Annotated in this window: 20 protein-coding genes; 11 read left to right on the top strand and 9 right to left on the bottom strand. The window is 67.9% G+C overall.

The window, feature by feature from the left end; genetic code table 11:
- Positions 1 to 164: 164 nt before the first annotated feature.
- The 3 genes from PV781_RS08615 to PV781_RS08605 all read right to left on the bottom strand — a co-directional run bounded on the left by PV781_RS08615 (position 165) and on the right by PV781_RS08605 (position 5,570).
- Positions 165 to 1,826, bottom strand: coding sequence for an OFA family MFS transporter (locus PV781_RS08615; protein ID WP_274775224.1), 1,662 nt, complete (start codon positions 1,824 to 1,826; stop codon positions 165 to 167).
- 332 nt (positions 1,827 to 2,158) lie between these two features.
- On the bottom strand, positions 2,159 to 4,183 hold the full coding sequence (locus tag PV781_RS08610) for a sensor histidine kinase (protein WP_274775223.1): 2,025 nt from the start codon (positions 4,181 to 4,183) through the stop codon (positions 2,159 to 2,161).
- On the bottom strand, positions 4,167 to 5,570 hold the full coding sequence (locus PV781_RS08605) for a sigma-54-dependent transcriptional regulator (RefSeq protein WP_274775222.1): 1,404 nt from the start codon (positions 5,568 to 5,570) through the stop codon (positions 4,167 to 4,169). The genes PV781_RS08610 and PV781_RS08605 overlap by 17 nt, the downstream gene beginning before the upstream one ends.
- A 176-nt stretch (positions 5,571 to 5,746) precedes the next feature.
- Between PV781_RS08605 and PV781_RS08600 the strand changes: the two genes are divergently transcribed.
- The 4 genes from PV781_RS08600 (at position 5,747) to PV781_RS08585 (ending at position 8,600) form a co-directional block, all read left to right on the top strand.
- Positions 5,747 to 7,069 carry a diguanylate cyclase domain-containing protein gene (locus tag PV781_RS08600; protein WP_274775221.1) on the top strand — a complete coding sequence of 441 codons (1,323 nt, stop codon included), beginning with the start codon at positions 5,747 to 5,749 and terminating at the stop codon, positions 7,067 to 7,069.
- A 125-nt stretch (positions 7,070 to 7,194) separates the two neighbouring features.
- Positions 7,195 to 7,347: a hypothetical protein gene (locus tag PV781_RS08595; RefSeq protein WP_274775220.1), complete on the top strand. Its 153-nt coding sequence runs from the start codon at positions 7,195 to 7,197 to the stop codon at positions 7,345 to 7,347.
- Positions 7,344 to 7,892, top strand: coding sequence for a flavin reductase family protein (locus tag PV781_RS08590; RefSeq protein ID WP_425532374.1), 549 nt, complete (start codon positions 7,344 to 7,346; stop codon positions 7,890 to 7,892). Before PV781_RS08595 ends, PV781_RS08590 begins: the two co-directional genes overlap by 4 nt.
- Before the next feature lie 147 nt (positions 7,893 to 8,039).
- Positions 8,040 to 8,600, top strand: a complete 561-nt coding sequence (locus PV781_RS08585; protein ID WP_274775219.1) for a hypothetical protein — start codon at positions 8,040 to 8,042, stop codon at positions 8,598 to 8,600.
- A 172-nt stretch (positions 8,601 to 8,772) separates the two neighbouring features.
- Here PV781_RS08585 and blaOXA read toward each other — a convergent pair whose 3' ends face one another.
- From blaOXA to PV781_RS08570, 3 genes are all read right to left on the bottom strand, one after another.
- Positions 8,773 to 9,630, bottom strand: coding sequence for a class D beta-lactamase (gene blaOXA, locus PV781_RS08580; RefSeq protein WP_274775218.1), 858 nt, complete (start codon positions 9,628 to 9,630; stop codon positions 8,773 to 8,775).
- Positions 9,631 to 9,639: 9 nt separating this feature from the next.
- On the bottom strand, positions 9,640 to 10,467 hold the full coding sequence (gene panB, locus PV781_RS08575) for a 3-methyl-2-oxobutanoate hydroxymethyltransferase (RefSeq protein WP_274775217.1): 828 nt from the start codon (positions 10,465 to 10,467) through the stop codon (positions 9,640 to 9,642).
- 69 nt (positions 10,468 to 10,536) lie between these two features.
- Positions 10,537 to 11,106: an NnrU family protein gene (locus tag PV781_RS08570; RefSeq protein ID WP_274775216.1), complete on the bottom strand. Its 570-nt coding sequence runs from the start codon at positions 11,104 to 11,106 to the stop codon at positions 10,537 to 10,539.
- A 432-nt stretch (positions 11,107 to 11,538) separates the two neighbouring features.
- Between PV781_RS08570 and guaB the strand changes: the two genes are divergently transcribed.
- The 5 genes from guaB (at position 11,539) to PV781_RS08545 (ending at position 18,046) form a co-directional block, all read left to right on the top strand.
- Positions 11,539 to 13,059 (top strand): IMP dehydrogenase, encoded by a 1,521-nt coding sequence (guaB, locus tag PV781_RS08565; RefSeq protein ID WP_274775215.1) that lies wholly within the window; start codon positions 11,539 to 11,541, stop codon positions 13,057 to 13,059.
- 253 nt (positions 13,060 to 13,312) lie between these two features.
- Positions 13,313 to 14,305: a Bug family tripartite tricarboxylate transporter substrate binding protein gene (locus tag PV781_RS08560; RefSeq protein WP_425532373.1), complete on the top strand. Its 993-nt coding sequence runs from the start codon at positions 13,313 to 13,315 to the stop codon at positions 14,303 to 14,305.
- A 66-nt stretch (positions 14,306 to 14,371) separates the two neighbouring features.
- Positions 14,372 to 14,842: a tripartite tricarboxylate transporter TctB family protein gene (locus tag PV781_RS08555; protein ID WP_274775214.1), complete on the top strand. Its 471-nt coding sequence runs from the start codon at positions 14,372 to 14,374 to the stop codon at positions 14,840 to 14,842.
- Positions 14,843 to 14,850: 8 nt separating this feature from the next.
- A complete protein-coding gene (locus PV781_RS08550) occupies positions 14,851 to 16,350 on the top strand; it encodes a tripartite tricarboxylate transporter permease (protein ID WP_274775213.1) in 1,500 nt (499 codons plus the stop codon).
- A gap of 106 nt (positions 16,351 to 16,456) precedes the next feature.
- The gene (locus tag PV781_RS08545) at positions 16,457 to 18,046 is read left to right on the top strand and encodes a PAS domain-containing sensor histidine kinase (RefSeq protein WP_274775212.1); all 1,590 of its coding nucleotides are present in this window, start codon (positions 16,457 to 16,459) and stop codon (positions 18,044 to 18,046) included.
- A gap of 38 nt (positions 18,047 to 18,084) precedes the next feature.
- On the opposite strand, the gene metH is transcribed toward PV781_RS08545, so the two are convergent.
- From metH to PV781_RS08530, 3 genes are all read right to left on the bottom strand, one after another.
- Positions 18,085 to 21,813, bottom strand: a complete 3,729-nt coding sequence (metH, locus tag PV781_RS08540; RefSeq protein ID WP_274775211.1) for a methionine synthase — start codon at positions 21,811 to 21,813, stop codon at positions 18,085 to 18,087.
- A gap of 93 nt (positions 21,814 to 21,906) precedes the next feature.
- Positions 21,907 to 22,824 (bottom strand): methylenetetrahydrofolate reductase [NAD(P)H], encoded by a 918-nt coding sequence (metF, locus tag PV781_RS08535; protein WP_274775210.1) that lies wholly within the window; start codon positions 22,822 to 22,824, stop codon positions 21,907 to 21,909.
- Positions 22,824 to 23,870, bottom strand: a complete 1,047-nt coding sequence (locus PV781_RS08530; protein WP_274775209.1) for an ArsR/SmtB family transcription factor — start codon at positions 23,868 to 23,870, stop codon at positions 22,824 to 22,826. Before PV781_RS08530 ends, metF begins: the two co-directional genes overlap by 1 nt.
- Positions 23,871 to 24,132: 262 nt before the next feature.
- Here PV781_RS08530 and PV781_RS08525 point away from each other — a divergent pair, with 262 nt between their 5' ends.
- Both PV781_RS08525 and PV781_RS08520 read left to right on the top strand, forming a co-directional pair.
- Positions 24,133 to 25,416, top strand: a complete 1,284-nt coding sequence (locus PV781_RS08525) for a L,D-transpeptidase (RefSeq protein ID WP_274775208.1) — start codon at positions 24,133 to 24,135, stop codon at positions 25,414 to 25,416.
- A 161-nt stretch (positions 25,417 to 25,577) separates the two neighbouring features.
- Positions 25,578 to 26,150 carry an HdeD family acid-resistance protein gene (locus tag PV781_RS08520; protein WP_274775207.1) on the top strand — a complete coding sequence of 191 codons (573 nt, stop codon included), beginning with the start codon at positions 25,578 to 25,580 and terminating at the stop codon, positions 26,148 to 26,150.
- Positions 26,151 to 26,171 lie beyond the last annotated feature (21 nt).

Below are 26,171 nucleotides of genomic sequence, written 5' to 3'. Positions count from 1 at the left end.
TCCAGGACTTTGCCAGCGATCCACCCGTCAGGGGAGCGAAATGGCCGGCATCGCGCTCGGCGCCCAGGCACAGCAGCATGCCCAGCTCGCCCGACCTGGCCTCTTCAAAACGCAAAACGGGCGCGCCGGATAGGCGCGCCCGGTCGTGTCAGGCCGGCATGGGATCAGCCGGCGCGGAACAGGATGGCTGCACTCTGCAGCGTGATCCACACCCCCCACAGCATGGGAATGCCCACCGCCGCCCAGGCCAAAGCGGCCTTCAGGTCCAGACCACCCCGGCCGATGCCGAACGAGCCGGACGGCCCCTTCTGCGCGGCTGCGCTCTTGGCCTGGAGAGCAGCCTCCTCGGCCTCGCTCATGTACCAGCGTTCGGGCAGAGGCCGCACCAGGGCATTGGCGATGAGGCCCAGCACCAGCATGCCGGCGAGGATATACATGGTGAAGTCATAGACCTGCGCCCGCGGAATGCCGGCATTGAGCTGCGCCTCGCGGATATAATTCACCACCACCGGGCCGATGATGCCGGCGGTGGCCCAGGCGGTCAGCAGCCGGCCATGGATGGCGCCCACGAAATGGGTGCCGAAGATGTCGGCCAGATAGGCCGGCACCGTGGCAAAGCCGCCGCCATACATGGACAGGATCACGCAGAAGATGGCCACGAACGCCACCTGGCTGCCCATGTGCGCGGCCGTGGGGGCGAGCGCGTAGAGGGCGATGCCGAGGATGAAGAAGGTGTAGTAGGTGTTCTTGCGGCCGATGCGGTCCGACAGGGAGGCCCAGAAGAAGCGGCCGCCAATGTTGAACAGCGAGAGCAGGCCCGCAAAGCCCGCCGCGATGGCGGCGATGGCCGCCTTCTGGGAGGCGTCCAGCTGGGTAAAGGTGAGGTCCGGCAGGCCGATGAGGCGGCCGCCGAAAATCTCCTGCAGCATGGGCGAGGCCATGCCGATGACGCCGATGCCCGCCGACACGTTGAGGCACAGCACCGCCCAGATCAGCCAGAATTGCGGGGTCTTGTGGGCGTCACGCAGATGCACGTTGCGATGGGTGATGAGGGCCGACTTGGCCGCCGGCGGGGTCCAGCCTTCCGGCCGCCAGCCGGACGGGGGCACCCGATAGCCGAAGGCGCCGGCCATCATGAAGACGAAATAGCCGGCCGCCATCACCAGGAAGGTCTGCCATACGCCCACCGTCTCGGCGGTGCGGAAATGGGTCATCAGAAGGTTGGCCAGCGGCGCGCCGATCATGGCGCCGCCCCCGAAGCCCATGATGGCCATGCCGGTGGCCATGCCGCGCCGGTCGGGGAACCACTTGATCAGGGTGGAGACGGGAGAGATGTAGCCAAGGCCGAGGCCGATGCCGCCGATCACGCCGGCGCCCAGCCACATCAGCCACAATTGATGGATGGCCACGCCCAGCGCCGCCAGTGCGATGCCGCCACACCAGCACAGGGCCGCCACCACGCCCGCCTTGCGCGGGCCGGCTTTTTCCAGCCATCCGCCCCAGATGGCGGCGGAGGAGCCCAGCAGCACGAAGAAGAGGGTGTAGATCCAGCCGAGATCCGCCACCCGCCAGTCGCAGGTGCGGGTGAAGAGCGCACCCACCAAAGTCAGGTCAGGACAGGCCACCGACTGGGAAACGCCCAGCGAGCGCGTCAGAGGCAGCCAGAAGACGGAAAAGCCGTAGGCCATTCCGATGCACAGATGGATGGCCAAGGCGGCCGGCGGCACCATCCAACGATTGAAGCCGGGACGGGCAATGATGCGCTCCCGGTCCAGAAGCCCGGCCTGCTCGGCCGCGCCGTGATAGGTCTCGATCCCTGCAGTCATGCGTTTCCCCCGAGGTGCCCTCGATGTGGTTGATGGCGTGCGCCGCCGGCCTGAGGCGGTGGGCACGATTGAGCTGTCTTGGATGCCGGCTCCGCGTCCGCACCGGCCATGACGGCCGGAAATGCAGAGAAGCGGGGCGACTGCGGACGTGTCCTCCGGTTTTTGTGCGTTTTGTCCGGGACACCTTCCGCAAACGCCGTGCCACATGCCGCACGCGGGGAAAGATCAGCGTTTTCAATCACCCGACGGAAATGACCGCCCGATGGGGAACAGGCGCGCGGGACATTTCGTCCGGCGCGCGGGACAAATTGTCCAAACGGGAGGGGGAAGCCTCAGTTGGCCTCGGGCAGGAAGATGGAGAAGACGGTCCCCTCCCCGGGAGTGCTGCGCACGTCAATGGCGCCGCCCTGCTGGGCGATCAGCTTCTGGGTGATGGACAGGCCGAGGCCCGTGCCCTGCTGGCGCTTGGTGGTGAAGAACGGGTCGAAGATGCGCGCCAGCACCTCTTCGCTCATGCCCATCCCCGTATCCTCCACCTCGATGCGGATGCCCGGGCGTCCCTCATGCTCGGCATCGCGCGTCCGCAAGGTCAGGCGGCCGCCCTGGGGCATGGCGTGCACCGCGTTGACGATGAGGTTCACCAGCACCTGCTGCAACTCGGTGCGGTTCATGACGATGAGCCGTGTGGCCGCATCCTCGCGCACCAGGGTGATGGCGGAGCGGTTCAGCAAATGCTGCACGAGGGGCAGGCAGTCGGAAATCACCTCGGCGGGAGCGTTGGCCTCCACGAAGCCGGCATATTCCTCGGGCCGGGCGAATTGCAGCAGCTTGTTGACGATCTGGGTGATGCGGTCGATCTGCTCGTCAATGAGCCGGAACTCGGTGCGGCCCCGATCGGGATGATCGGCCAGGACGTCGCGCAGCACGTCCAGATTGCCCTGGATGACGGCGACGGGATTGTTGATCTCATGGGCGACACCCGCCGTCACCTCGCCGATCGCGGCGAGCTTCTCCGACATGATGAGCTGGCGCGTGGTGGCCTCGATCTGGCGGTTGGCGATTTCGAGATCCCGGGTGCGCTCGGCCACCTTCACGTTCAGTTCGTCATTCCAGCGCACCAGCTCCCGTTCGCGTTCGGCCAACTGGTCGAGGAGATGATCCAGATGAAGCGCCACGCGGCCGATCTCGTCATCGGCATGCTTCAGGCCCGTGCGCGCCTCCCGTTCGCCCGCCTCCACGGCGGCGATGGTGGCGTTCATGCGCTCCAGCGGCCGGAAGATGCCCCCCGCCCAGCGCAGGAACAGGGGCACGCTCGCCGCCGCCACCACCAGGAAGGCCAGCACCACCGCGAGCACGGTTGAGAGCTTCGCCTCGAAGAAGGGCCGCTCCAGGAAGCCCACATAGAGCATGCCCACGCGCTGACCAAAGCTATCGGTGATCGGCTCGTAGGCCGACAGGTACCAGTCGTTCACCACGAAGGCGCTGCCGAGCCAGATATGGCCCTCTTCCAGCACCTGGGTGCGCACCGCGTTGGACACGCGGGTGCCCAGCGCGCGCTTGCCCTCGAACAGGCGCACATTGGTGGAGATGCGCACATCGCCCAGAAACAGCGTCGCCGTGCCCTGGCTGCCCTCCGGCAAGCTGGCGGCGCGGTAGACGAGATCGTTGATGGTGTCGATGAAGACAAGGTTCTGGTTAAGCAGGATGCCGCCCACCAGCGCGCCCACCCGCCCGTCCGCGAACCGCACCGAGGCGGCGGAATGGACCACCATCCCGGAGGTCTCCGCCGCCCGGTCCGTGGGGCGGGCATTGGCGGTCGGCACCAGCTCGATCCGCGCGCGGTCCGCCAGTTGGGGGGAAACGGCGGCCAGATCTTCCGCCGTGAAGATGTCGATGGCGGTGCGCAATTCCCCGCGCAGCGCCGCCTCGATCACCGGCCAGTCGTTTTTGAGCGGCGCGCCGGTCGCGGGAGGGGCGGCGGCGGAGACCTGCCCGCCGGGGTCGAGCACATAGAGGAAGTCCAGCCCCAGCGCCCGGCGCCGGGTTTCCAGGAGTTCCGACAGGTCGCTGGCCTGCCGCCCCGCCGCCACATCGCGAAACAGAGCGGAGAGGCCGAGCGCCTGGACATGGTCGCCGGTAATCTCCAGGAGGCGGGCCAGATACTGGTGGGCGATGGTCAGGTCGCCATGGACCTTGGAGGCGAGCAGCACGTCGAACTTGGTGTTCCACCGCGCCATGGTGGCGCCCAGCAGCAGCGGCACCACCACGAGCGTGGGCAGGAGCGCGATCGCCAGGAGGCGGAAGCGGACGGAGCGCCCGCGCGGGCGCGTCCCCGCCCCGTCAGGGCTCACGGACATTCCAGCGTGCGCATTTGCGGTCGATGGTCTTGCGGGAGATGCCGAGCCGCCGGGCCGCCGCGTTGCGGTCGAAGCCACAGGCCTCCAGCACGGAGAGGATGTGCCGCTGCTCCACCTCGTCGAGACTGTTTCCGAGCGCCTCGCGCCGCAAAGGCGCACGGCCGGGGAAATCGTCCGGCAGGCGACCGAGGATCAAGGTGCGCTCGATGACGTTTCGCAATTCCCGCACATTGCCCGGCCAGTCATAACGGGCGAGCGCAACGGAGGCGGCGGCATCCAGCGGCACCGGCGGCACGCCCAATTGGCGGGACAAGGTGCGCATGAACATGGCGGCCAGCTCCGCCACGTCCTCGCCGCGGGCGCGCAAAGGCGGCAGATCGATCTTCATCACATTGATGCGGTAGAAGAGATCGGCCCGAAAGCGCCCCTCACGCACCTCCCGCTCCAGGTCCCGATTGGTGGCGAAGACGAAGCGCAGGTCCACCGGCACCTCGCGCTCGGCGCCCACCGGCCGCACCCGGCGATCCTCCAGCACACGCAGGAGCTTGGACTGGGTGGCGGGCGGCAGCTCGCCCACTTCGTCCAGGAACAGCGTGCCACCATTGGCATGGAGAAAGAGCCCGTCCCGGCCCGCCAGCGCACCGGTAAAGGCGCCCTTCAGATGGCCGAACAATTCGCTCTCGATCATGTCGGGGGGAATGGCTGCGCAATTGACCGGCACGAAGGGCTTCTCGGCGCGCTCCGAGAGGGCGTGGAGCGAGCGCGCCGCCACTTCCTTGCCGGTGCCGGATTCCCCGGTGATGAGCACCGTGGTGGGCAGGCGGGCGACGCGGGAGAGGGTGTCGCGCACCTGGGCAATGAGATCGGATTCGCCGATCAGCCGGTCGCGTAGCACGCCATGATTGGCGCTGAAGCGCAATTCGTGCTGGAGCATGAAATTCTCATGCTGGAGCCGGATGCGATCCAGGCACCGCGCCACCGCATTCAGGATCTGGTTGGAGCGGAAGGGTTTCAGCACGAAATCCACCGCCCCGGCACGCAGCGCGCGGATGGCGGTCTCCAGGTCCGCATAGGCGGTGATGAGGATGGCGTCGGCGAACAGACCGACGGCGCGCTGCTCGGCCAGCCACTCCACACCGCTTTTGCCGGGCATCACATTGTCGACGATCACCACGTCGAAATGCTGCGCATCAAGCTTGGCGGAAGCCTCCTGGGTGTCGGCGGCCTCCTCCACCAGCTTGCAGCGGGGGGCGAGGGTGCGGACCAGGAAGTTGCGGATGCCCGGCTCGTCGTCCACCACGAGGATGGAGGCCTGGGCCAGCCAGGGGCCGAATTCGGGATGGCTCGATGCGTCCCGCAGCCGACGCGCCGCTGCTTCCGACTGCACCGATGCTCCTCCCCTTCTTGTGTGTTGGCGCGATTATGACGACCGCCAGCCGGCCTGTCGATGGCGGCCGCCGGCATGGAGGATGCACCATGCCCCACAGCAGCCGCCACGCCCCGGGCCGTCATGGCTTGCGGTGCACAGGCACCTGCGGAATCATCGCCCCGCGGAGGGGATACATGCACAGGGTCGGGACGACGAGCGGCGCGGCGACCGGAGAGGCGGGCGGGGGTGACCTGCTGCGCGCGCTCTGCGCCACGGCCCGCCTGGCGCTGAGGGCGGAGATGGCGGGTTTCATCAGCGCCGACACGACCGTGCTTGAGGGCGGCGGCGGGGGCGATCTCGCCCTTTTGGCCCCCCTTCTCGCCCGACTGGATGGCGCGGAGGGCCCGCTCGTGCTGGACGCCCACCCCCATGCCCCCGGCCTGTTCGCGGGCCTTACGTTTCCGGCGGCGGATGGCGCGCCCGCCGGCCGCTTCTTCATCACCCGCCCGGGCGGCGACACCCTCTCGGCCTCCGACCGCGCCGTTTTCGACGGCTTTGCAAAGATGGCCCAGGCCCAGGCCCGACAGGGATGTGCCCTCGACGCGGCCACACGGCAGGCCGCTCTCTATCGGCTGCTGGCGGACACCACCACCGACACCATCGTGCGGGGGACGCTGGACGGGGTGCGCACCTATATCTCGCCCTCCGTCCGCACGCTTCTGGGCTACGAGCCGGAGGAGATGATCGGCCGCCGGGCGGCGGAGATCGTTCATCCCGACGATGCGGAAGAGTTCGGCCGGCTGATGGCCGACATGCGGGCGGCCCGCATCGGCGTGGCGGTGAGCGAGATGCGCCAGCGCCACCGGGACGGCTCGTGGGTGTGGATGGAGGCCTTCGTCAAGCTCACCTATGACGCGACCGGGAAGGCCGACGGCTATGTCACTTCGGTCCGCAACATCTCCCGGCGCAAGGAAGCGGAGCTGAAGCTCCAGCATCTCGCCTCCCACGACAGCCTGACCGGCCTTGCCAATCGCGCCTTTCTGAAGTCGCGCCTTGACGCCTCTCTGACCGATGCCAACGGCGCTGGTTTCGCGCTGCTATGCCTGGATCTCGACAACTTCAAGCAGGTGAACGACGCTGGCGGCCATGCGGCCGGCGATGCTCTGCTATGCGCCATGGCAGAGCGTTGCCGCTCCGAGCTGGGTCCAGGCGACCTCATGGCCCGTCTGGGCGGGGACGAATTTGCCATCCTGCATCCCGCGCTGCCGGACGATGCGGGGCTCTTCCCCGCGGCCTCCGCGCGGCGCCTCGGAGAGCGCCTGATTGCAATCGTATCAAGGCCTTTCGACCTGCCTGGCGGACCCGTTCAGGTTGGCATGTCGGTGGGCATCGCCCTGCCGCCGGCCGCCACGCCGGACGACCTCCTGCGGCGGGCGGACGCAGCGCTTTATGCTGCAAAGCGGCAAGGACGGGGCCTCCTGGTGATGGAGGGACCCGGGAACGCTGCGACCGTTTGACCTTGCGATTTTGATGCATCGCAACAAAAATAGGGGAAATCGGGCCTCTGATGGGTCCGTTGGCTTAGCGTCCTCCCGCACTGCAGCAGGGCGCGCCGGCAAGGGTTGCCGGCAAGGAGAGTGTCATGTCCCCGCTTGTTCTTTCCATGGTTGGTTTCACCGCAGCCTTCACCGCCGGCCTCGCCGCCTTCGAGAAGATCGCCGTCGCCCTTCTCGCCCCCTCGGCCTCCTGGCTGCCGCAGTCCCGCACCGTCCAGGCCCGTCGTCCGCAGGCGTGACGCACGCTGGTGGCCTGAAGCCGCTGCCCCTGGCGGAGGTCTACGCGCTCATCGAGCCCGGCCCGGTGGTGCTGCTGGCGACCCATGGCAGCGCCGGGGACAATGTCATGGCCATGTCCTGGCACATGATGGTGGAGTTCACGCCGCCCCGCATCGCTTGCGTGGTGTCGGGCGGCGACTTCAGCTTCACGGCCCTGCGCGCCAACCGCGCCTGCGTCATCGGCATTCCCCCGCTGGCCATGGCGGAAACCGTGGTCAAGATCGGCAATTGCTCGGGCCGCGACCTGGACAAGTTCGCAACCTTTGGCATTCCCGCTTATCCCGCGTCCCTGGTGAAGGCCCCGCTCATTGGCGGCTGCTTTGCCAACCTGGAATGCCGCGTCATCGACACGCGGCTGGTCAACCGCTTCAACTTGTTCGTGCTGGAGGTGGTGGCGGCCTGGCAGGATCCGGCCATCACCGACCGGCGGACCATCCACCACAAGGGCTATGGTCATTTCGCGGTTGACGGGACCGACCTCACCCTCCCGTCCCGCATGCCATGAGGGCTGAAGCCCTCCGTCTCAGCGCGTCTGGTTTGGGCGAGGCGGTTACCGTCTCACGCGGACATGCGAAGGGAGCGGCGTAAAGCCCGCTGGCTCGCGACCGCAAGCTGTGCCATGCCGGAGGCATAAGATCTCGGGAGGCAGGCCATGAGCGAACCAACACGCGGCGCAGCGCCAGACATCCTGCAGATCCGCATCGCCCAGACTGCCCAGCTCTTCAACATGCTGGACCCCTGCCCCTTCGGCGAGCGGGACCTGGACCCGGCGGCGGAAGCCTATCTGGTGGAATGGGTGGAGGAACTGCCCAAGGCCAGCCCGCTGCGCCTTGTGGTGCGCATGCCCGCCGAGGAGGCGGACAGCCCTGAGGCCGGCGGCATTCCCGACGCCGTCCGCAACTATTTCGCCGGTCGTGCCGCCGAAATGACCCGGGAATTGCGGGAATTGTTTCGGGTGGGCCGCATCTCGCTCGTCATCGGCCTGTGCGTGCTGGGCCTGTGCCTCCTGCTGGCCCAGGCCATTTCGGGCCGGTTCGGCGAGGCGCGCTTCGTCAGCTTCGCCGAGGAAAGCCTTGTCATCGTGGGATGGGTCGCCAATTGGCGGCCCATCGAGATCTTCCTCTATGACTGGTGGCCGCTGGTGCGCCAGCGCCGCATCTTCACCCGCCTCTCCCGGGCGGATGTGGAGGTGCGCGCGGAGGCGGACGACTGAGACCGCCTCCTAGAGCGCGATCCGATCAAATTGAATCAATCTGATCGGTGAATCGCCCTCTAACGTATTGATAGAGCATTTCCGAGCGAAGTGGGAACCGGTTCCCGTGAAGGAAATGCGTGAAAACAAAGAGATAGAGCGTTTCAGTGTTTCCATGAAACTCTGAGACGCTCTATTTCTCCTGTGCCGTCAGGATCGGCTCCAGCGCCTTCACCGCCTGGCGCCGCGCCATCGGGCCAAGCGGCTCGGGCGGATTGTAGTCGAGGGTGATGAAGCGGGCGAAGGCGAACTGCCGGCCGCCTTTCTCCGCCCAGCCGATGAACCAGCCGAAGGGGCGCTGCCGGTCCGGCGAGCCGTCGCTCAGTTGCTGGAAGCCGGTGCCCGTCTTGCCATAGAGATCCCATCCCGCCGGGCTTTCGGGCACCTTCAGGATGGTGATGGTCTTGTCCACCGCCTCGGGCGAGACGGGCAATTCGCCCTTCAGCATGCGGCGCAGGAAATCCACCTGCTCGCGCGGGGAGATGCGCAGCGAGGAGGACAGCCAGGCGCGGGTAAGGCCATTGTCCTTGCCGGGATCCCCCGAAAGGTTCTGGTTGCCGTAGTCGAAGGCCCGCACATAGCCCTTGAAGCGGTCCATGCCCAAGTCCTGCGTGAGGAGCTGGGAGTACCAGACCACCGAATATTGCATCCAGCTCTTGGGGGTCTGCGGACCCTTCCACTGTTCCAGGCCTTCGGCGAGGCCGGGCCGGGTGGTCCAGACGGGGGCGTCGGGGCTCTTCAGGATGCCGGAATCAAAGCCCATGAGGGCCAGCGGCACCTTGAAGGTGGAGGCCGGCGACTGGCGCGTGGCGCACAGCCCCTGCTTGGCCGCCACATGCCCGGTCTTCACCTCCGCCACCAGGAAGCACTCCTCCACCGCGCGGGCGGGGCCGGCGGCGAAGAGGACCGCCGACAGGGCCGGCACGCCCAACAGGGCCTGACGGCCCAACCGGGCGAGATCCTGTCGGGGCGTCACGGGACGCAAGGCCATCTTCATGCCTCAGGCCTTCGGCGCCTTGGGCGCATAGGTATGCTCAGGCCCCGGGAAGGTGCGGGCGCGCACCTCGTCCGCATAGCGGCCCACCGCCTCTTCGATGGCGGGGCCCAGATCGGCATACTTCTTCACGAACTTCGGCACCCGCTGGCCAAGGCCCAGCATGTCCTCCAGCACCAGGATCTGGCCATCGCAGGCGGGGCTGCCGCCGATGCCGATGGTGGGCGGGGCCACCTCTTGCGTGATCCGGCGGGCCACCGGCTCGGCCACGGCCTCTACCACGATGGAGAAGGCGCCCGCCTCCGCCACTGCGCGGGCATCGTCCAGGATGACGGAGGCCTCGCTGTCGTCGCGGCCGCGCGCCTTGAAGGAGCCGAGCGTGTTGATGGCCTGGGGGGTGAGGCCCACATGGCCCATCACCGGCACGCCGCGATCCACCAGGAAGCGCACCGTATCGGCCATGCGGCGGCCGCCTTCCAGCTTGATGGCGCCGGCGCCGGTCTCCTTCAGCACGCGGGCGGCGGTGTGGAACGCTTCCACGGGGCTCGCCTCATAGCTGCCGAAGGGCAGGTCCACCACGATGAGGGCGTGCTTGGTGCCGCGCACCACGGCGCGGCCATGCACGATCATCATCTCCACCGTCACCGGCACCGTGGTTTCCAGGCCGTGCATCACCATGCCCAGGCTGTCGCCCACCAGGATCACGTCCACATGCCGGTCCAGGAGCTGGGCTGTGTGGGCATGGTAGGAGGTCAGCGAGACGATGGGCGTGCCGCCCTTGCGGGCGCGGATTTCCGGGGCCGTGATCCGGCGCACGTCGGACTGGATGGACATGATGCGTTCCTCGGTTTTCTGTTTTGATTGATTGCAAGGGGCCGGGCTCTCTCGCCCGGCCGGGCCGGCTCAGCCGATGACCGGCACGCCGATGATGGCGGGGTGGAACCAGAAGGCCAGAACCCCGTAAAGAACAAGCCCGCCCACCACGGCGATCGCATCGCCGCCATAGCCGGCCGGGGCCGGCGGGACAGGCGCGCCGCGCCGCTTGGCCATGATGCGGGCATAGACCGCCCAGGCCAGGATGGAGCCGAACAGCACCATGGAGGCGGCGTCTCCATTGGCCAAGAGATGGCCGAGCGCCCACACCTTCACCGCCGCCAGCAAGGGATGCTTGAGAAAGGTGCGGATATGGCTCGGCACATAGGCCGCCACCGCCGCGATGGTGACGAAGACCATCAGCAGCAGCACCAGGTGGCGCAGTCCCATGGGCGGGTCCCAGATGAGCGCGGGGCCCGCTGCCCGCCAGAGCGCGAAGCCATAGGCGATGAGCCCCAACCCCGCCACCGAGAGCAGGGAGAAGAAGCCCTTATACTGCTTCTCCCCCAGCGCAGCGATGAGCTTGGCCCGCAGCCCCCGCAGGCTGGCGATGAGATGCACGCCCAGAAACACCACAAGGCCGACCAGCATCACCACCATGATCGTCCGCCCTCTCGCTCGGCGCCCGCGACGGCCGCGGTCCCATTTTTCAGGTCCGCCCCCCGGGCGCGGGGACTTTAGAGCATGTCGAGGCTTCGAGTCGACCGGCAATTGCGCCGCACCAGATCGGTAACACAATGATATATTGAGATAATTTTTCGAGCCTTATGCAGGACCGGTGCGCCGCGGCATCGGTTTCGGCCGCCCCGGCCACCGGAACCTCGGCCGATGGGGCCCAGCGCACGCACCTTAAGCCACCCTCCCCTGCGCTTCGCGCATGCCCAAGACGCCGCCCGGGTCTTCTAATCGTCGTGTCCTCATGGTATGGGCCACCGCCAACTCGAAACGCCGGCCGCACATGCTCCGGCGCGGATTCGATCACTGCCGGCGGACACCTCTACGCCAGTCCGCAAGGCCATAAGGGAGTTGGCGATGTCGACCCTCAATCCGTCCGGCGCGATCCCCCCTTTCTCCGGTTCGCCCTTCCGTGAGGCCCTCACCTTCGACGACGTGCTGCTCCAGCCCGGCCCGTCCGAGGTGATGCCCGGCCAGGTGTCGCTGGTCAGCCGCCTGACGAAGACCATCAGCCTCAATCTGCCCATCCTGTCCGCCGCCATGGACACGGTGACGGAATCCCGCCTCGCCATCGCCATGGCCCAGGCGGGTGGCATCGGCGTCATCCACCGCAACCTGACCCCCGAACTCCAGGCCGAGCATGTGCGCCAGGTGAAGAAGTTCGAGTCGGGCATGGTGGTGAACCCTGTGACCATCCACCCCGACGAGACGTTGGCCGATGCCCTTGCGCTCATGAAGCGCTTCGGCATTTCCGGCATCCCGGTGGTGGAGCGCGGGCCCAATGGCCGCGCCGGCAAGCTGGTGGGCATCCTCACCAACCGCGACGTGCGCTTTGCCAACGATCCCAACCAGCCGGTCTCGGACCTGATGACCAAGGACCGGCTCATCACCGTCAATGAGAGCGTGAAGCAGGACGAGGCCAAGCGCCTCCTCCACCAGCACCGCATCGAGAAGCTGCTGGTGGTGGACGGCGATTATCGCTGCGTCGGCCTCGTCACGGTGAAGGACATCGAGAAGGCCGTGGCCAATCCCGATGCCGCCAAGGACGAGCAGGGCCGCCTGCGCGTCGCCGCCGCCACCACGGTGGGCGATGATGGCTATGAGCGCACCGAGCGCCTCATCGATGCGGGCGTCGATCTCGTGGTGGTGGATACCGCCCACGGCCATTCCAAGAAGGTGCTGGACCAGGTGGAGCGCATCAAGCGCCTGTCCAACGCCACCCAGATCCTGGCCGGCAACATCGCCACCGCCGAGGGCGCCAGGGCGCTGATCGGGGCTGGCGCGGACGCCATCAAGGTGGGCATCGGGCCGGGCTCCATCTGCACCACCCGCATCGTGGCCGGCGTCGGCGTGCCCCAGCTCACCGCCGTCATGGACGCGGTGGAAGCCTGCGCCGCCACTGACACCCCGGTGATCGCGGACGGCGGCATCAAGTTCTCCGGCGACCTCGCCAAGGCGCTGGCGGCGGGCGCCTCCTGCGCCATGGTGGGCTCCCTGCTCGCCGGCACCGACGAAAGCCCGGGCGAGGTGTTCCTCTATCAGGGCCGCTCCTACAAAGCCTATCGTGGCATGGGCTCGGTGGGCGCCATGTCCCGCGGCTCGGCGGACCGCTACTTCCAGGCGGAAGTGCGCGACGCGCTGAAGCTGGTGCCGGAAGGCGTCGAGGGCCAGGTGGCCTATAAGGGCCCGGTCTCAGCGGTGCTGCACCAGCTCGCCGGCGGCCTGCGCGCCGCCATGGGCTATGTGGGCGGCAAGGACCTCCCCGAGTTCCGCGAGAAGGCGCGCTTCGTGCGCATCTCCTCCGCCGGCCTGCGCGAGAGCCATGTGCACGACGTGACCATCACCCGCGAGAGCCCGAACTACCCCTCTGCTGTCTGACGGCACGTATCCGATTGAAATCGAGAGGCCCGCGCCCCGGCGCGGGCCTTTTTTCATGGTCGCGGCACACCCGCACAGGCGCAACGGCATGCCGCTAGGTAAGCCTATTTGACGTTAAAAATCAGGCGGATATGGCGCGGCGCCACTTCCTTCCGACGCCGGAAACGGCCAAGCTTCCCGTAAGGTCGCACCGCTCCGGCGCAAGTTGGCCCGCCGGGCGCCTCCAAGCGGGCCGATCAGGGAAGGAAGCCATATGTCGTCTCATCGTCTCGCTCGCCCCTCGCGCCGGCTGGTGGCCGGCCTCGGCCTCGCCCTCTTGGCGACCCCGCTCGGCCTGACGCCGGCCGCCGCGCAGATGGCCGAATTGAAGATCATGGCCCCCGCCTCCCCCGGCGGCGGATGGGACCAGACCGCGCGCTCCATGCAGCAGGTGCTGGTGTCCTCCGGCATCGTGCGCAGCGTGCAGGTGACCAATGTCACCGGCGCCGGCGGCACCATCGGGCTCGCCCAGTTCATCAATGGCGCCAAGGGCGACCCGAACCAGCTCATGGTCATGGGCTTCGTGATGGTGGGCGCCATCCTCACCAACAAGGCGCCGGTGAATCTCGACCAGGTCACCCCCATCGCCCGCCTGACGGAAGAGACCGAGGCCATCGCCGTTCCGGCCGCCTCCCCCATCAAGACCATCCAGGAGCTGGCAGCGGCCATCAAGGACAACCCGGCCAAGGTCACCTGGGCCGGCGGGTCGGCGGGCGGCGTGGACCATATCGCCGCGGCCCTCTTTGCCCAGGCGGCGGGCGCCGATCCCGCCAAGATCAATTACATCCCCTTCTCCGGCGGCGGCGAGGCGCTGGCCGCCCTGCTGGGCGGCAAGGTGACGGCGGGCATTTCCGGCTATGGGGAATTCGAGAGCCAGGTGAAGGCGGGCAAGCTGCGCGTCCTCGCCGTGACCGCCTCCGAGCGCCTGCCGGGCGTGGACGCCCCCACCCTCACCGAGGCCGGTATCCAACTGAAAATCACCAATTGGCGCGGCGTCGTCGCCCCTCCCGGCCTCTCCAAGGAGCAGCGCGACACCCTGGTCGCCACGGTGGAGAAAATGGCCAAGTCCCCCGCCTGGGCCGAAGTGCTCAAGCAGAAGGGCTGGGACGATGCCCTGGTGACGGGCGATGCCTTCACCACGCTCCTGAAGCAGGAAACGGCGCGCACTGCCGACGTGCTCAAGACTGTCGGGCTGGTGAAGCCCTGAGCCGTCCGGGGCGCCGCGCGGCGCCCCTTTTCGTGTGACACGGATGAAGCCGGCAGGGGGAGCCGCATGAACAGCAAGGTGAAGGGGCCGGACAAGGCCGGGATCGTGATCGCCGCAGCGCTCGCGGGCCTTGCCGGCGTGATCTGGTGGGACGCCACCAAATTGAGCGCCCTCTCCCCCTATGGCCTGGGGCCGGACGCCGCACCCAAGGTGGTGGCGGCCGGGCTCGCGGTGCTGGCGGTGGCCAATTTCGTCAATGCCTGGCGCGGCGCCATGCCCCACCGGGAGCCTGGCGACCTCGGTGCCATCCTGTGGATCGTGGGCGGGCTTGCCGCCCTCATCGCCATCATCGCCTTTGGCGGCGGCTTCATCATCGCCACCGCCGTGCTGTTCGCGGCCACCGCCCGTGCCTTCGGGCGGCGGGCGCTTCTGGTTGATTTCGGCATCGGGGTGGGGCTGGGGCTGGTGGCCTACCTGCTCTTTGCCAAGCTCTTGTCCCTCACCTTGCCCACCGGGCCCCTCGAACAGCTGATCTGAGGCCGGCCATGGATACCTTCGCGCAGCTTCTCCACGGGCTCAGCTTCGCCATCGCGCCCACCAACCTGCTGTTCGCGCTCATCGGCGTGCTGCTGGGGACGGCGGTGGGCGTGCTGCCGGGCATCGGGCCGGCGCTCACCGTCGCCCTGCTCTTGCCGGTGACCTACAAGCTCGACCCCACCGGCTCGCTCATCATGTTCGCCGGCATCTATTATGGCGGCATGTATGGCGGCTCCACTACCGCCATCCTCATCAACACCCCCGGCGAGAGCGCCTCCATGGCCACCGCGCTGGAGGGCAACAAGATGGCCAAGGCCGGCCGGGGCGGGCCGGCGCTTGCCACCTCCGCCATCGGCTCCTTCGTGGCCGGCACCATCGCCACGCTGGGCCTGACGTTCCTTGCGCCCACATTGGTGGAGATCGCGGTCAAGTTCGGGCCGGAGGACTATTTCGCCCTCATGTGCGTGGCCTTCGTCACGGTGTCCGCAACCTTCGGCGATTCTCCCGTGCGCGGGCTCACCAGCCTGTTCATCGGCCTGGCTTTGGGGCTGGTGGGCATCGACAAGCTCACCGGACAGGCGCGGCTGGGCTTCGGCATGCCGGAACTGCTGGATGGCGTGGAGATCACCACGCTGGCGGTGGGCCTGTTCGCGGTGGGCGAGGCGCTGTTCGTGGCCTCCCGCCGCCACACCGACCCCGAAGAGGTGCTGGCGGTGAAGGGTTCGCTCTGGATGAGCCTCGACGACTGGCGCCGATCCTGGAAGCCTTGGATCCGTGGCACCTTCCTGGGCTTTCCCATCGGCGCCCTGCCGGCGGGCGGCGCAGAAATCCCCACCTTCCTGTCCTATGCCATCGAGCGGCGCCTCACCAAGCACCCGGAGGAATTCGGCAAGGGCGCCATCGAGGGCGTGGCCGGCCCCGAGGCCGCCAACAATGCCTCCGCCGCCGGAACCTTGGTGCCGCTGCTGACGCTGGGCCTGCCCACCTCCGCCACCGCCGCCATGATGCTGGCGGGCTTCCAGCAATATGGCCTCAATCCTGGCCCGCTTCTGTTTGCCGATCACCCGCAACTGGTGTGGGGCCTCATCGCCTCGCTCTATATCGCCAATGTCATGCTGCTGGTGCTGAACCTGCCGCTGGTGGGGCTGTGGGTGCGCCTGCTCGCCATTCCCCAGCCCTGGCTTTATGCCGGCATCCTTGTGTTCGCCACCATGGGCACCATCGCGGCCAAGCCCTCGGTGGTGGAACTGAGCATGCTCGGCGCCTTCGGCATCCTCGGCTACCTCATGCGGCGCTTCGACTATCCCATCGCGCCCGTGGTGGTGGGGCTGATTCTCGGCCCCATGGCGGAGGCGCAATTGCGGCGGGCGCTCTCCATCAGCCTCGGCGACCCCCTGGTTCTGGTGCAAAGCCCGATCTCGGCGACCCTGCTCGCGGTGGCCGCCCTCGCCCTCCTGGCGCCTTTCGTTCTCAAGGGTCTCGACCGGTTCCGGGCGGAGGAGGATTGAGCCGCTGGCGCCGTCTGGCCAGTTTGTGAAGCGGTTAGGGTAGCCGGTTTTCCATTTGGGGCGTTATCATCCGTCCCCCATCTCGCATGGAGCCGGAAGATCAAGAATGGGCCGCCGGCCGATCCCCGCCCAGCTTCAGCTGGACCCCGATAGTCGCCTTGCCGGTCTTGGAACCGAGCAGCAATTGCGCATCCTCTTCGAGGGGGTGACCGACTGCGCCATCTTCATGCTCGACGCCAATGGTCGCGTGTGCACCTGGAACCCCGGTGCCGAGCGCATCAAGGGCTATTCCGCCGCAGAGATCATCGGCGCCCCCTACGCCCAGTTCTTCACGCCGGAGGACGTGGCCGCCGGCGAGCCCGACCGCGCGCTCGCCACCGCCGCGCTCACGGGCAAGTATGAGAAGGAAGGCTGGCGCGTCCGCAAGGATGGCGAGCGCTTCTTCGCCAGCGTGCTGCTGGACGCCGTGCGCGACAAGGACGGCGTGCTCATCGGCTATGCCAAGGTCACCCGCGACATCACCGAGCGGCGCAAGGCCCAGCAGGCGCTCGAAGAGACCCGGGAGGCCCTGTTCCAGGCCCAGAAGATGGAGGCGGTGGGGCAGCTGACCGGCGGCATCGCCCATGATTTCAACAATGTACTCGCCGGCATCATGGGCTCGCTGGAACTGCTGCGCGCGCGCATCCATGCCGGGCGCATCGCCGAGGCGGACCGGTATGTGGAGCTGGCGCTCACCGCGGCCGAGCGCGCCGCGCGCCTCACCCAGCGCCTCCTGGCCTTCGGTCGCCGCCAGCCGCTGAAGATGCAAGCGGTGGACGTGAACGCCACCTTGTTCGCCATGCAGGACATGCTCGCCCGCACGCTGGGCGAGGGCATCGCGGTCTCGCTGGAGCTGGCCGCGCCCCTGCCGCCCGCCTGGACCGATCCAAACCAATTGGAGAATGCGGTCCTCAACCTCGCCTTGAACTCCCGCGACGCCATGCCCGCCGGCGGGCGCCTCGCCATCGAGACGGCGCTGGAGACGGAGCGCGACGGCAAGCCCGACATCATCGCCATCACCGTCTCCGATACCGGCGCGGGCATGAGCCCGGAGGTGCTGGCGCGGGCCTTCGAGCCCTTCTTCACCACCAAGCCCTATGGCCAGGGCACCGGGCTCGGCCTGTCCATGATCCATGGCTTCGCCAAGCAGAGCGGCGGCAACCTGACCCTGACCTCGACGCCAGGAGAAGGCACGCGCGCCGTGCTTCATCTGTGCGTTGCGGAAGGCGACACGGCGCGACCGGCCCCGGCACCGGCCAGCCCCCATCACGGGCAAGGGGAGCGCCTGCTCCTGGTGGAGGACGAACCCCAGGTGCGCCATCTGGTGGCGGAAATCCTGACCGCGCTGGGCTACGATCCCATCACGGCGGAGGACGGGCCGACGGCGCTGGAATTGCTGGGCGGCGGCCTGGAGGTGCGGGCCATGGTCACGGATATCGGCCTGCCCGGCGGCATGGACGGGCGCCAGCTGGCGGACTTCGTGCGCCAGCTTCGGCCGGGCCTGCCGGTGCTGTTCATCACCGGCTACGCGGCAGATGCCGCCCGGCGTCCGGACTTCATCACCGAAGGCATGGACCTGCTGGTGAAGCCCTTCACCACCGACACCCTGGCCGGGCGCCTCCACGCCTTGCTGGCTGAAGCGGGCGGCGGGACATAGATCCCGCTCGCCCCAATAGATCCCGCTCGCCGCAGGCCTCACTCCGCCGCGGCGCGGCGGGCGGGGTCGTAGTTCAGGATGGGCGCGAGCCAGCGCTCGCCCTGCTCCACGCTCCAGCCCTTGCGGGCGGCATAGTCGGCCACCTGGTCGGCCTCGATGCGCCCGACGCCGAAATAGGCGCTCTCGGGATGGGAGAAATAGAGCCCTGACACCGCCGCGCCCGGCCACATGGCATAGCTCTCGGTCAGTTCCAGGCCGATCTTGTTGGTGGCATCCAGCAAGGTGAAGAGCGTGCCCTTCTCCGTATGGTCGGGCTGGGCGGGATAGCCGGGCGCGGGGCGGATGCCGCGATAGCGCTCGGCGATCAGCTCGTCATTGCCGAGGCCCTCGTCGGGCGCATAGGCCCACAATTCCTTGCGCACGATCTGGTGCATGCGCTCGGCAAACGCCTCGGCGAGGCGGTCGGACAGGGCCTTGAGGAGGATGGCGGAATAATCGTCATTGGCCGCCTTGAAGGCCTCCGCGCGGGCCTGCTCGCCAATGCCTGCGGTCACCGCGAAGCCGCCCACATAATCGGGCACGCCGCTGGCCACCGGGGCCACGAAGTCGGCCAGCGCCAGATTGTGCCGTCCTTCCCGCCGGGCCAGCTGCTGGCGCAGGGTGTGAAGGGTGGCGAGCGGGGTCTTCCGCGTATCATCCCGGAACAGGATGATGTCGTCGCCTTCCGCATTGGCGGGCCAGAAGCCCACCACCGCGCGGGCGGTGACCCACTTCTCCTCCACCATGCGCTTCAGCATGGCCTGGGCATCGGCGAACAGCGCGCGGGCGGTGTGGCCCACCGTGGCGTCGTCCAGGATCTGGGGATAGCGGCCGGTCAGCTCCCAGGAGGCGAAGAAGGGCGACCAGTCGATATAGGGGACGAGGTCGGCGAGGTCGTAATCCTCGAACACGCGGGTGCCGAGGAAGGTGGGTTTGGGCGGTTGATAGCCGGCAAAGTCCAGCTTCAGCCCGTTCTCCCGCGCCTTGGCCAGCGGCACGCGCTGCTTGGCGGCATCGGCGCGGGCATGGGCATCGGCGAGCTTCACATATTCCGCCTTCAGCTCGGCCTTGTAGGTCTCGCGCGTGGCAGGGTTGAGCAGGTTGGAGACGACCCCCACCGCGCGGGAGGCATCCGTCACATAGACCGCCTGGCCACGCTCATAGCGGGGGGCGATCTTCACCGCCGTGTGGACGCGCGACGTCGTCGCGCCGCCGATGAGAAGCGGCACGTCGAAGCCCTCGCGCTCCATCTCGGAGGCGACGCCCACCATCTCGTCGAGCGAGGGCGTGATGAGGCCGGACAGGCCGATCACGTCCACCTTCTCCTTGCGGGCCACGTCCAGGATCTTGGCGGTGGGCACCATCACGCCGAGGTCGATGACCTCGTAATTGTTGCACTGCAACACGACGCCCACGATGTTCTTGCCGATGTCGTGCACGTCGCCCTTGACGGTCGCCATGAGGATGCGGCCGGCGGCCGAGCGCTCGGACCCGCCATTAGCGGCCTTCTCCGCCTCCATGAAGGGCATGAGATAGGCCACCGCCTGCTTCATGACGCGGGCGGACTTTACCACCTGGGGCAGGAACATCTTGCCGGCGCCGAACAGGTCGCCGACCACGTTCATGCCGGCCATCAGCGGCCCCTCGATGACGTGCAGCGGACGCTCGGCGGCGGCGCGTGCCTCCTCCGTGTCCACTTCCACGAACTCGGTGATGCCGTTGACGAGGGCATGCTCCAGTCGCTTTTCCACCGGCCAGCTGCGCCAGGTGAGGTCAGCCTCCCGCTTCTCCTTGCCGGCGCCGCCCTTGAAGGTCTCGGCCAGCGCCAGGAGGCGCTCGGTGGCGTCGGGGTCGCGGTTCAGCACCACGTCCTCGCAGGCCTCGCGGAGCGCAGCGGGGATCTCGTCATAGACGGCGAGCTGGCCGGCATTGACGATGCCCATGTCCATGCCCGCCTGGATGGCGTGGTAGAGGAACACGGCGTGCATCGCCTCGCGCACGGGCTCGTTGCCGCGGAACGAGAAGGACAGGTTGGACACGCCGCCGGAAATGTGGGCGTGGGGCAGGTTCTGCCGGATCCAGCGGGTGGCCTCGATGAAATAGACGCCGTAGGGGGCGTGCTCCTCGATGCCGGTGGCCACCGCGAAGATGTTGGGATCGAAGATGATGTCCTCGGGCGGGAATCCCAGTTCATTCACCAGGATGGCATAGGCGCGGGCGCAGATCTGGGTCTTGCGCTCGAACGTGTCGGCCTGGCCCTGCTCGTCGAAGGCCATCACCACCACGGCAGCGCCATAGCGGCGCACGAGGCGCGCCTGGGCGCGGAAATTCTCCTCGCCTTCCTTCAGCGAGATGGAATTGACGATGCCCTTGCCCTGGATGCGCTTGAGGCCGGCCTCGATGATGTCCCACTTGGAGCTGTCCACCATCACCGGCACCTTGGCGATGTCGGGCTCGGAGGCGACCAGGTTCAGGAACGAGATCATGGCCGCCTGGGAATCCAGGAGGCCCTCGTCCATGTTGATGTCGATCACCTGGGCGCCGCTCTCCACCTGGTCGCGGGCGACCGCCAAGGCGGCGGGAAAATCCGCATTGGTGATGAGTTTGCGGAAGCGGGCGGAGCCGGTGACGTTGGTGCGCTCGCCCACGTTCACGAACGGGATTTCCGGCGTCAGCTCGAACGGCTCCAGGCCCGACAGGCGCAGGCGCGGCACCAGGGTCGGGATCTCGCGCGGCTTGTGAGGGGCCACCGCCTGCGCAATGGCGCGGATATGGGCGGGCGTCGTGCCGCAGCAGCCGCCGACGATATTGACGAGGCCGGACGCGGCGAACTCGCCCACCAGGGCCGCCATGGCTTCCGGGCTCTCGTCATAAAGGCCGAATTCGTTGGGCAGGCCCGCATTGGGATAGGCGCACACGAAGGTATCCGCCACCCGGCCGATCTCAGCGATGTGGGCGCGCATCTCCTTGGCTCCGAGCGCGCAATTCAGGCCGATGGAGAAGGGCTGGGAATGGCGCAGCGAATACCAGAAGGCCGCCGGCGTCTGGCCCGACAAGGTACGGCCGGACAGGTCCGTGATGGTGCCGGAAATCATCACCGGCACGCGATAACCCAGTTCGTCGAACAGGCCCTCGATGGCGAAGATGGCCGCCTTGGCGTTCAGCGTGTCGAAGATGGTCTCGATGAGAAGGAGGTCAGAGCCCCCCTCCAACAGGCCGCGCGCCTGCTCGCCGTAGGCCACCGCCAGTTCGTCGAAGGTCACGGCCCGAAAGCCGGGATCGTTCACGTCAGGGGAGATGGAGGCGGTGCGGTTGGTGGGGCCGATGGCGCCCGCCACGAAGCGACGCCGGCCGTCCTTCTCCTGCGCGAGCTTCGCCGCCGCCTTGGCGAGGCGCGCACCCTCCACGTTCAGCTCATAGGCCAGCGCCTCCATGGCATAGTCGGCCTGGGCGATGGTGGTGGAGGAGAAGGTGTTGGTCTCGACGATGTCGGCGCCGGACAGGAAATATTCCAGGTGGATGTCCCGCACCGCGTCGGGCTGGGTCAGGTTGAGAAGGTCGTTATTGCCCTTCACATCCCGGTTCCAGGTCGCAAAGCGCGCCCCGCGATAGCCGGCCTCGTCCAGCTTCAGACCCTGGATCATGGTGCCCATGGCCCCGTCGAGCACCAGGATGCGCTCGCGGGCGGCGGCGGTGAGGGCGGCGAAGGTGTCGGTCTCGCGGGTCATGGCTGGCTCGTCTTGGCCGGGGGGCCGGCAGAATTTTCTGAAGCACGCTCCGACCGGGTTCATGTGGCCCGATCGGGTCAGGCTCTGAGGAATTTAGACCGCCAAGGCTTGCGGCGGGGCTGCGGGCCGGTCGCGCAAGCCCAGCAGGTGGCAGATGGCATAGACCAGGTCCGCCCGGTTGAGGGTATAGAAATGGATCTCGCCCACGCCGCGATCAACCAGGTCTGTGGCCTGCTCGGCCGCGACGGCGGCGGCGATCAGCTTGCGGGTCTCGGGATCGCCATCCAGTCCCTCGAACCGCCGGGCGAGCCAGGCGGGCATCGAGGCGCCGGTGCGGGCGGCGAAGCTCGCGGCCTGCTTGAAATTGGTCACCGGCAGGATGCCGGGGACGATGGGAATGGTGATGCCGGCCGCCCGCACCTTGTCCAGGTACCGGAAATAGACGTCATTCTCGAAGAAGAACTGGGTGATGGCGCGGGTGGCGCCCGCATCCACCTTGGCCTTGAGATAGTCGATGTCCGCGTCGATGGAAGGGCTTTCCGGGTGCTTCTCGGGATAGGCCGAGACCGACACCTCGAAATCTCCCTGCTTGCGGATCCCCGCCACCAGGTCGCAGGCATGGGCATAGCCGTCGGGGTGAGGCTCATAGGCGGTGCCCACCCCGGTGGTGGGATCGCCCCTGAGCGCGACGATGTGGCGCACGCCTGCCTGCCTATAGGCGCGCACCACCTCGTCGATTTCCGCCCGGCTGGCGGCGACGCAGGTCAGGTGCGCGGCGGGCTGCAGGTCCGTCTCCTGCACCAGGCGCGCCACGGTGGCATGGGTGCGCTCGCGGGTGGACCCGCCGGCGCCATAGGTGACGGACACGAACTTGGGCCCGAGCGGCGCAAGGCGGGCGATGCTCGCCCAGAGGTTGCGCTCCATCTCCTCCGTCTTGGGCGGGAAGAACTCGAAGGAGACGCTCACGGGGGTCCTGCCCAGTTCCCGGCTGGCCCGGATGGGGGTCGTCATCACGCGATTTCCTTCATTTCCCAGGTCATCCTGTCCTGCCCGGCGGGCCCGCTGCCGGTGGGCGGCAGGGCCGCGCGCCCGAGCCAGAGCGAGACGGTAAGAGTGTCGGCCCCGCCCCCGGAGGGCACGAGGGTGCGGTGGAGGTCAGGCCGCAGGCCCGCCTGCGCCATCCAGCCGGCCACCGTCTCGGCGGCAAAGCCGAGGCGGCGATGGGCGTGGGCCTCGCGCAGGAATTCCAAATCGTGAGGGGCGAAATCGACCACCAGGAGGCGCCCTCCCGGCCTCAGGAGGCGCGCCGCCTCGCGCAGCGCGCGGGCCGGCTCGTCCAGGAAGTGCAGCACCTGGTGGACGATGATGGCGTCGAAGCCGGTGCCGGCCGGCGGCGCATAGATGTCGCCCTGGCGGACCGAGCAATTGCGAATGCCCGCCTTTTCCAGGTTCACCCGCGCCACCCCCAGCATGTCGGGCGACAGGTCGATGCCCAGGCCCTGGCCAATGCGGGGCGAGAAGATTTCCAGCATCCGGCCAGTGCCGGTGCCCAGATCCAGGAGATCCCCGATGGGCTCGGGGCCGAGCGCGTCCAGGATGGCGGCCTCCACCTGCGCCTCGGGCACATGGAGGGATCGGATGGCATCCCAGTGCGCCGCATGGGCGGCGAAATAGGTCTGGGCCTGTGCGGCGCGCTGGGCGCGCACCTCGGCGAGGCGCGCCCGGTCCCGCGACACCATGGGATCGGCAGGGTCGAGCAGATCGAGCAGGCCAGCGGCCACCTGACCGCCGGGCCCGGTGCCGGCGCGACGATAGAAGACCCAGCTGGCCTCCCGGTGCCGCTCCACCAGGCCAGCCTCCGCCAGCAGCTTGAGATGGCGTGAAATGCGCGGCTGGGACTGCCCCATCACCTCGGTCAGGTCAGTGACAGTCAGCTCCGCTGCGTCCAGCACCGCGAGAAGGCGCAGGCGCGTGTCCTCTCCGGCGGCCTTGAGGCCCTCCAGCAAGGCGGCATAGGACAAGGGCGCGGGGCGCGCTGAGGATCGGCCTAAAGACATAAACATATCTTTATGTTTATTCCGACCTCAATTCAAGCGCCACCTTTCTGCAACGCATGATGACAAAATCGCGAAGCACGCCACCGCGCGTTCCCTGCGCGTTGCACGCCCCGGAGCATAGGTCTAATGGTGCCGTCATGAACGCACGGCAATTGGGCTACACGGAACCAAGTAGGGCCGCGAGAGCTTCACGCCATCGAGGCGGAAAAAAAAACGCAGGCCGTTTCCAATTTCGTCACGTTTCAGGATTAGCACCGAGTCCATGATGCTGCGCACCACTCTCTTCACGGCCCTCGGGGTCTCTGTCCTCGCCATGTCCGCCCACGCTCAATCGCGTGTGCCCTACAGCACCACCTATGTGCAGGTGCAGGCGCAGGCAGACCCGGAAGCGACGGGCGCCATCACCTCCGAATCTCCCTCGGCAACGGGCGTCGTGCCCTCCGGCAGCGTGCCGGGCTATAACGACCCCTATGCGCGCGATCCCTATTCCCGGCAGCAGGCCGTGCAGAGCGCGCCCATCGCGCCGCCGGCTGGCGTGCAGGGACAGGGCCAGACCCAGGGCTATGTCCAGCCAGGCTATGGCTACCAGCCCGGCGCCCAGCAGGCGGCCGCGCCCAGCAACCAGCCCATGGCCATCACCCCGCCCGGCGCCACCGGCTCGATCCCGGCGCAGCAGCCGGCCGCCAATTACGGCGCCCAGCCCGGCTATCAGCAGGGCGGCTACCAGCAGGCGCAGCCCTCCTATCAGCAGCAGCCGGTCTATCAGGCCCAGCCGGGCTATGCGGCGGCGCAGCCGGCCGAGCCGCCGCCCGCCGGCGGCTATGCGGGTTCCTATCAGCAGGACCAGCTTCTCCAGCAGGCGCGCGCCAGCCAGCAGGGCGTCGCCCCTGCGCCGCAGAACGCTTCCTACGCCCCCGGGGGCTATGTGCGTGATGCGGCCCCCGCTCCCGCCGGGTCCTACGCCTCCAATTCGCCCGTGGTGCCCGGCACCACCCAGGCCCCGTCCGGCCCCCGCATCGAGAATGTGGATCCGAGCGAGCCGGTGGATTCGCGGTTCCGCCGCCAGACGGTGGACTATGTGACCAGCCAGCCCGCCGGGACCATCATCATCGATACGCCCAACACGTACCTCTATTACGTGCTCGGCAACGGCAAGGCGATGCGCTACGGCATCGGCGTCGGCCGCGAGGGCTTTACCTGGCAGGGCACCGAGAAGATCACCCGGAAGGCGGAATGGGCCGATTGGCGCCCGCCGGCGGAGATGATCGAACGCCAGCCCTACCTGCCGCGCTTCATGGCGGGCGGGCCGGGCAACCCGCTCGGCGCGCGCACTCTCTATCTGGGCAGCACCATCTACCGCATCCACGGGACCAACGAGCCGCAGACCATCGGCAAGTTCGTGTCCTCCGGCTGTATCCGCATGCTCAATGACGATGTGGAAGACCTCTATGAGCGCGTGAAGGTGGGCACCAAGGTGGTCATCATGCCGAAGACCGGGTCCCAGTCCGCATCCGCCCAGACGGGCGCGCCCACCGCGCAGCGCTGAGTCCAGCGTCTTCCCCTTTCGATCAGGGCGCCCCATCGGGCGCCCTTTTTCGTTGGGGGAGCGGCCACCGGCTGCAGGGGGAGAAGCGCCAATTTCCTCCCGGCCCTGACGGGAATGTGATAGCAAGGCGAACAGCTTCCCTGCCGTTCGGAGTTCCCTCCATGCCCACCACCATCCCGACGCCCGGCTCAGCCACGCGTGACCAGCTCACCTCCATCAAGGCCGGCTGGGGCTGGTTCGTCGCGCTCGGCGTCGCCTTCGTGATTCTGGGCTTTGTGGCGCTGGGCCACCTGCTGGCCAGCACGGTGGCCACCGCGCTCTATGTGGGCGCCATGGTGCTGGTGGGCGGCGTGGTGCAGGTGCTCCATGCCTTCCGGGTGCAGAGCTGGGGCCGCTTCCTGTTCTGGGCGCTGGCGGGTGTGCTCTATGTGATCGCCGGCGGCCTGATCATGTACCAGCCGCTGCTGGCGGCGGGCATCATCACGCTCTTCATCGGCGTGTCCCTCGTGATCGGCGGCATCTTCCGCATCTTCGCCAGCTTCGGCGCCCGCCCGGCCAAGGGCTGGGGCTTCCTGCTGCTGTCCGGCATCATCACCCTGCTGCTGGGCATCGAGATCATGGCTGGCTGGCCGGTGAACTCGGTCTTCATCCTCGGCCTGTTCCTGGGCCTCGATCTCATCATCAACGGGGTGGCCACCGCCGTGTTCGGCTGGTCGCTCAAGAACGCCCACTGAACGGCGGCGCAGGCGGGGACG

Source organism: Aquabacter sediminis, from assembly GCF_028863665.1.
Classification (GTDB): domain Bacteria; phylum Pseudomonadota; class Alphaproteobacteria; order Rhizobiales; family Xanthobacteraceae; genus L1I39.
The sequence above is the reverse complement of the archived record's forward strand: the minus strand, read 5'-3'. Positions and strand labels throughout refer to the sequence as shown.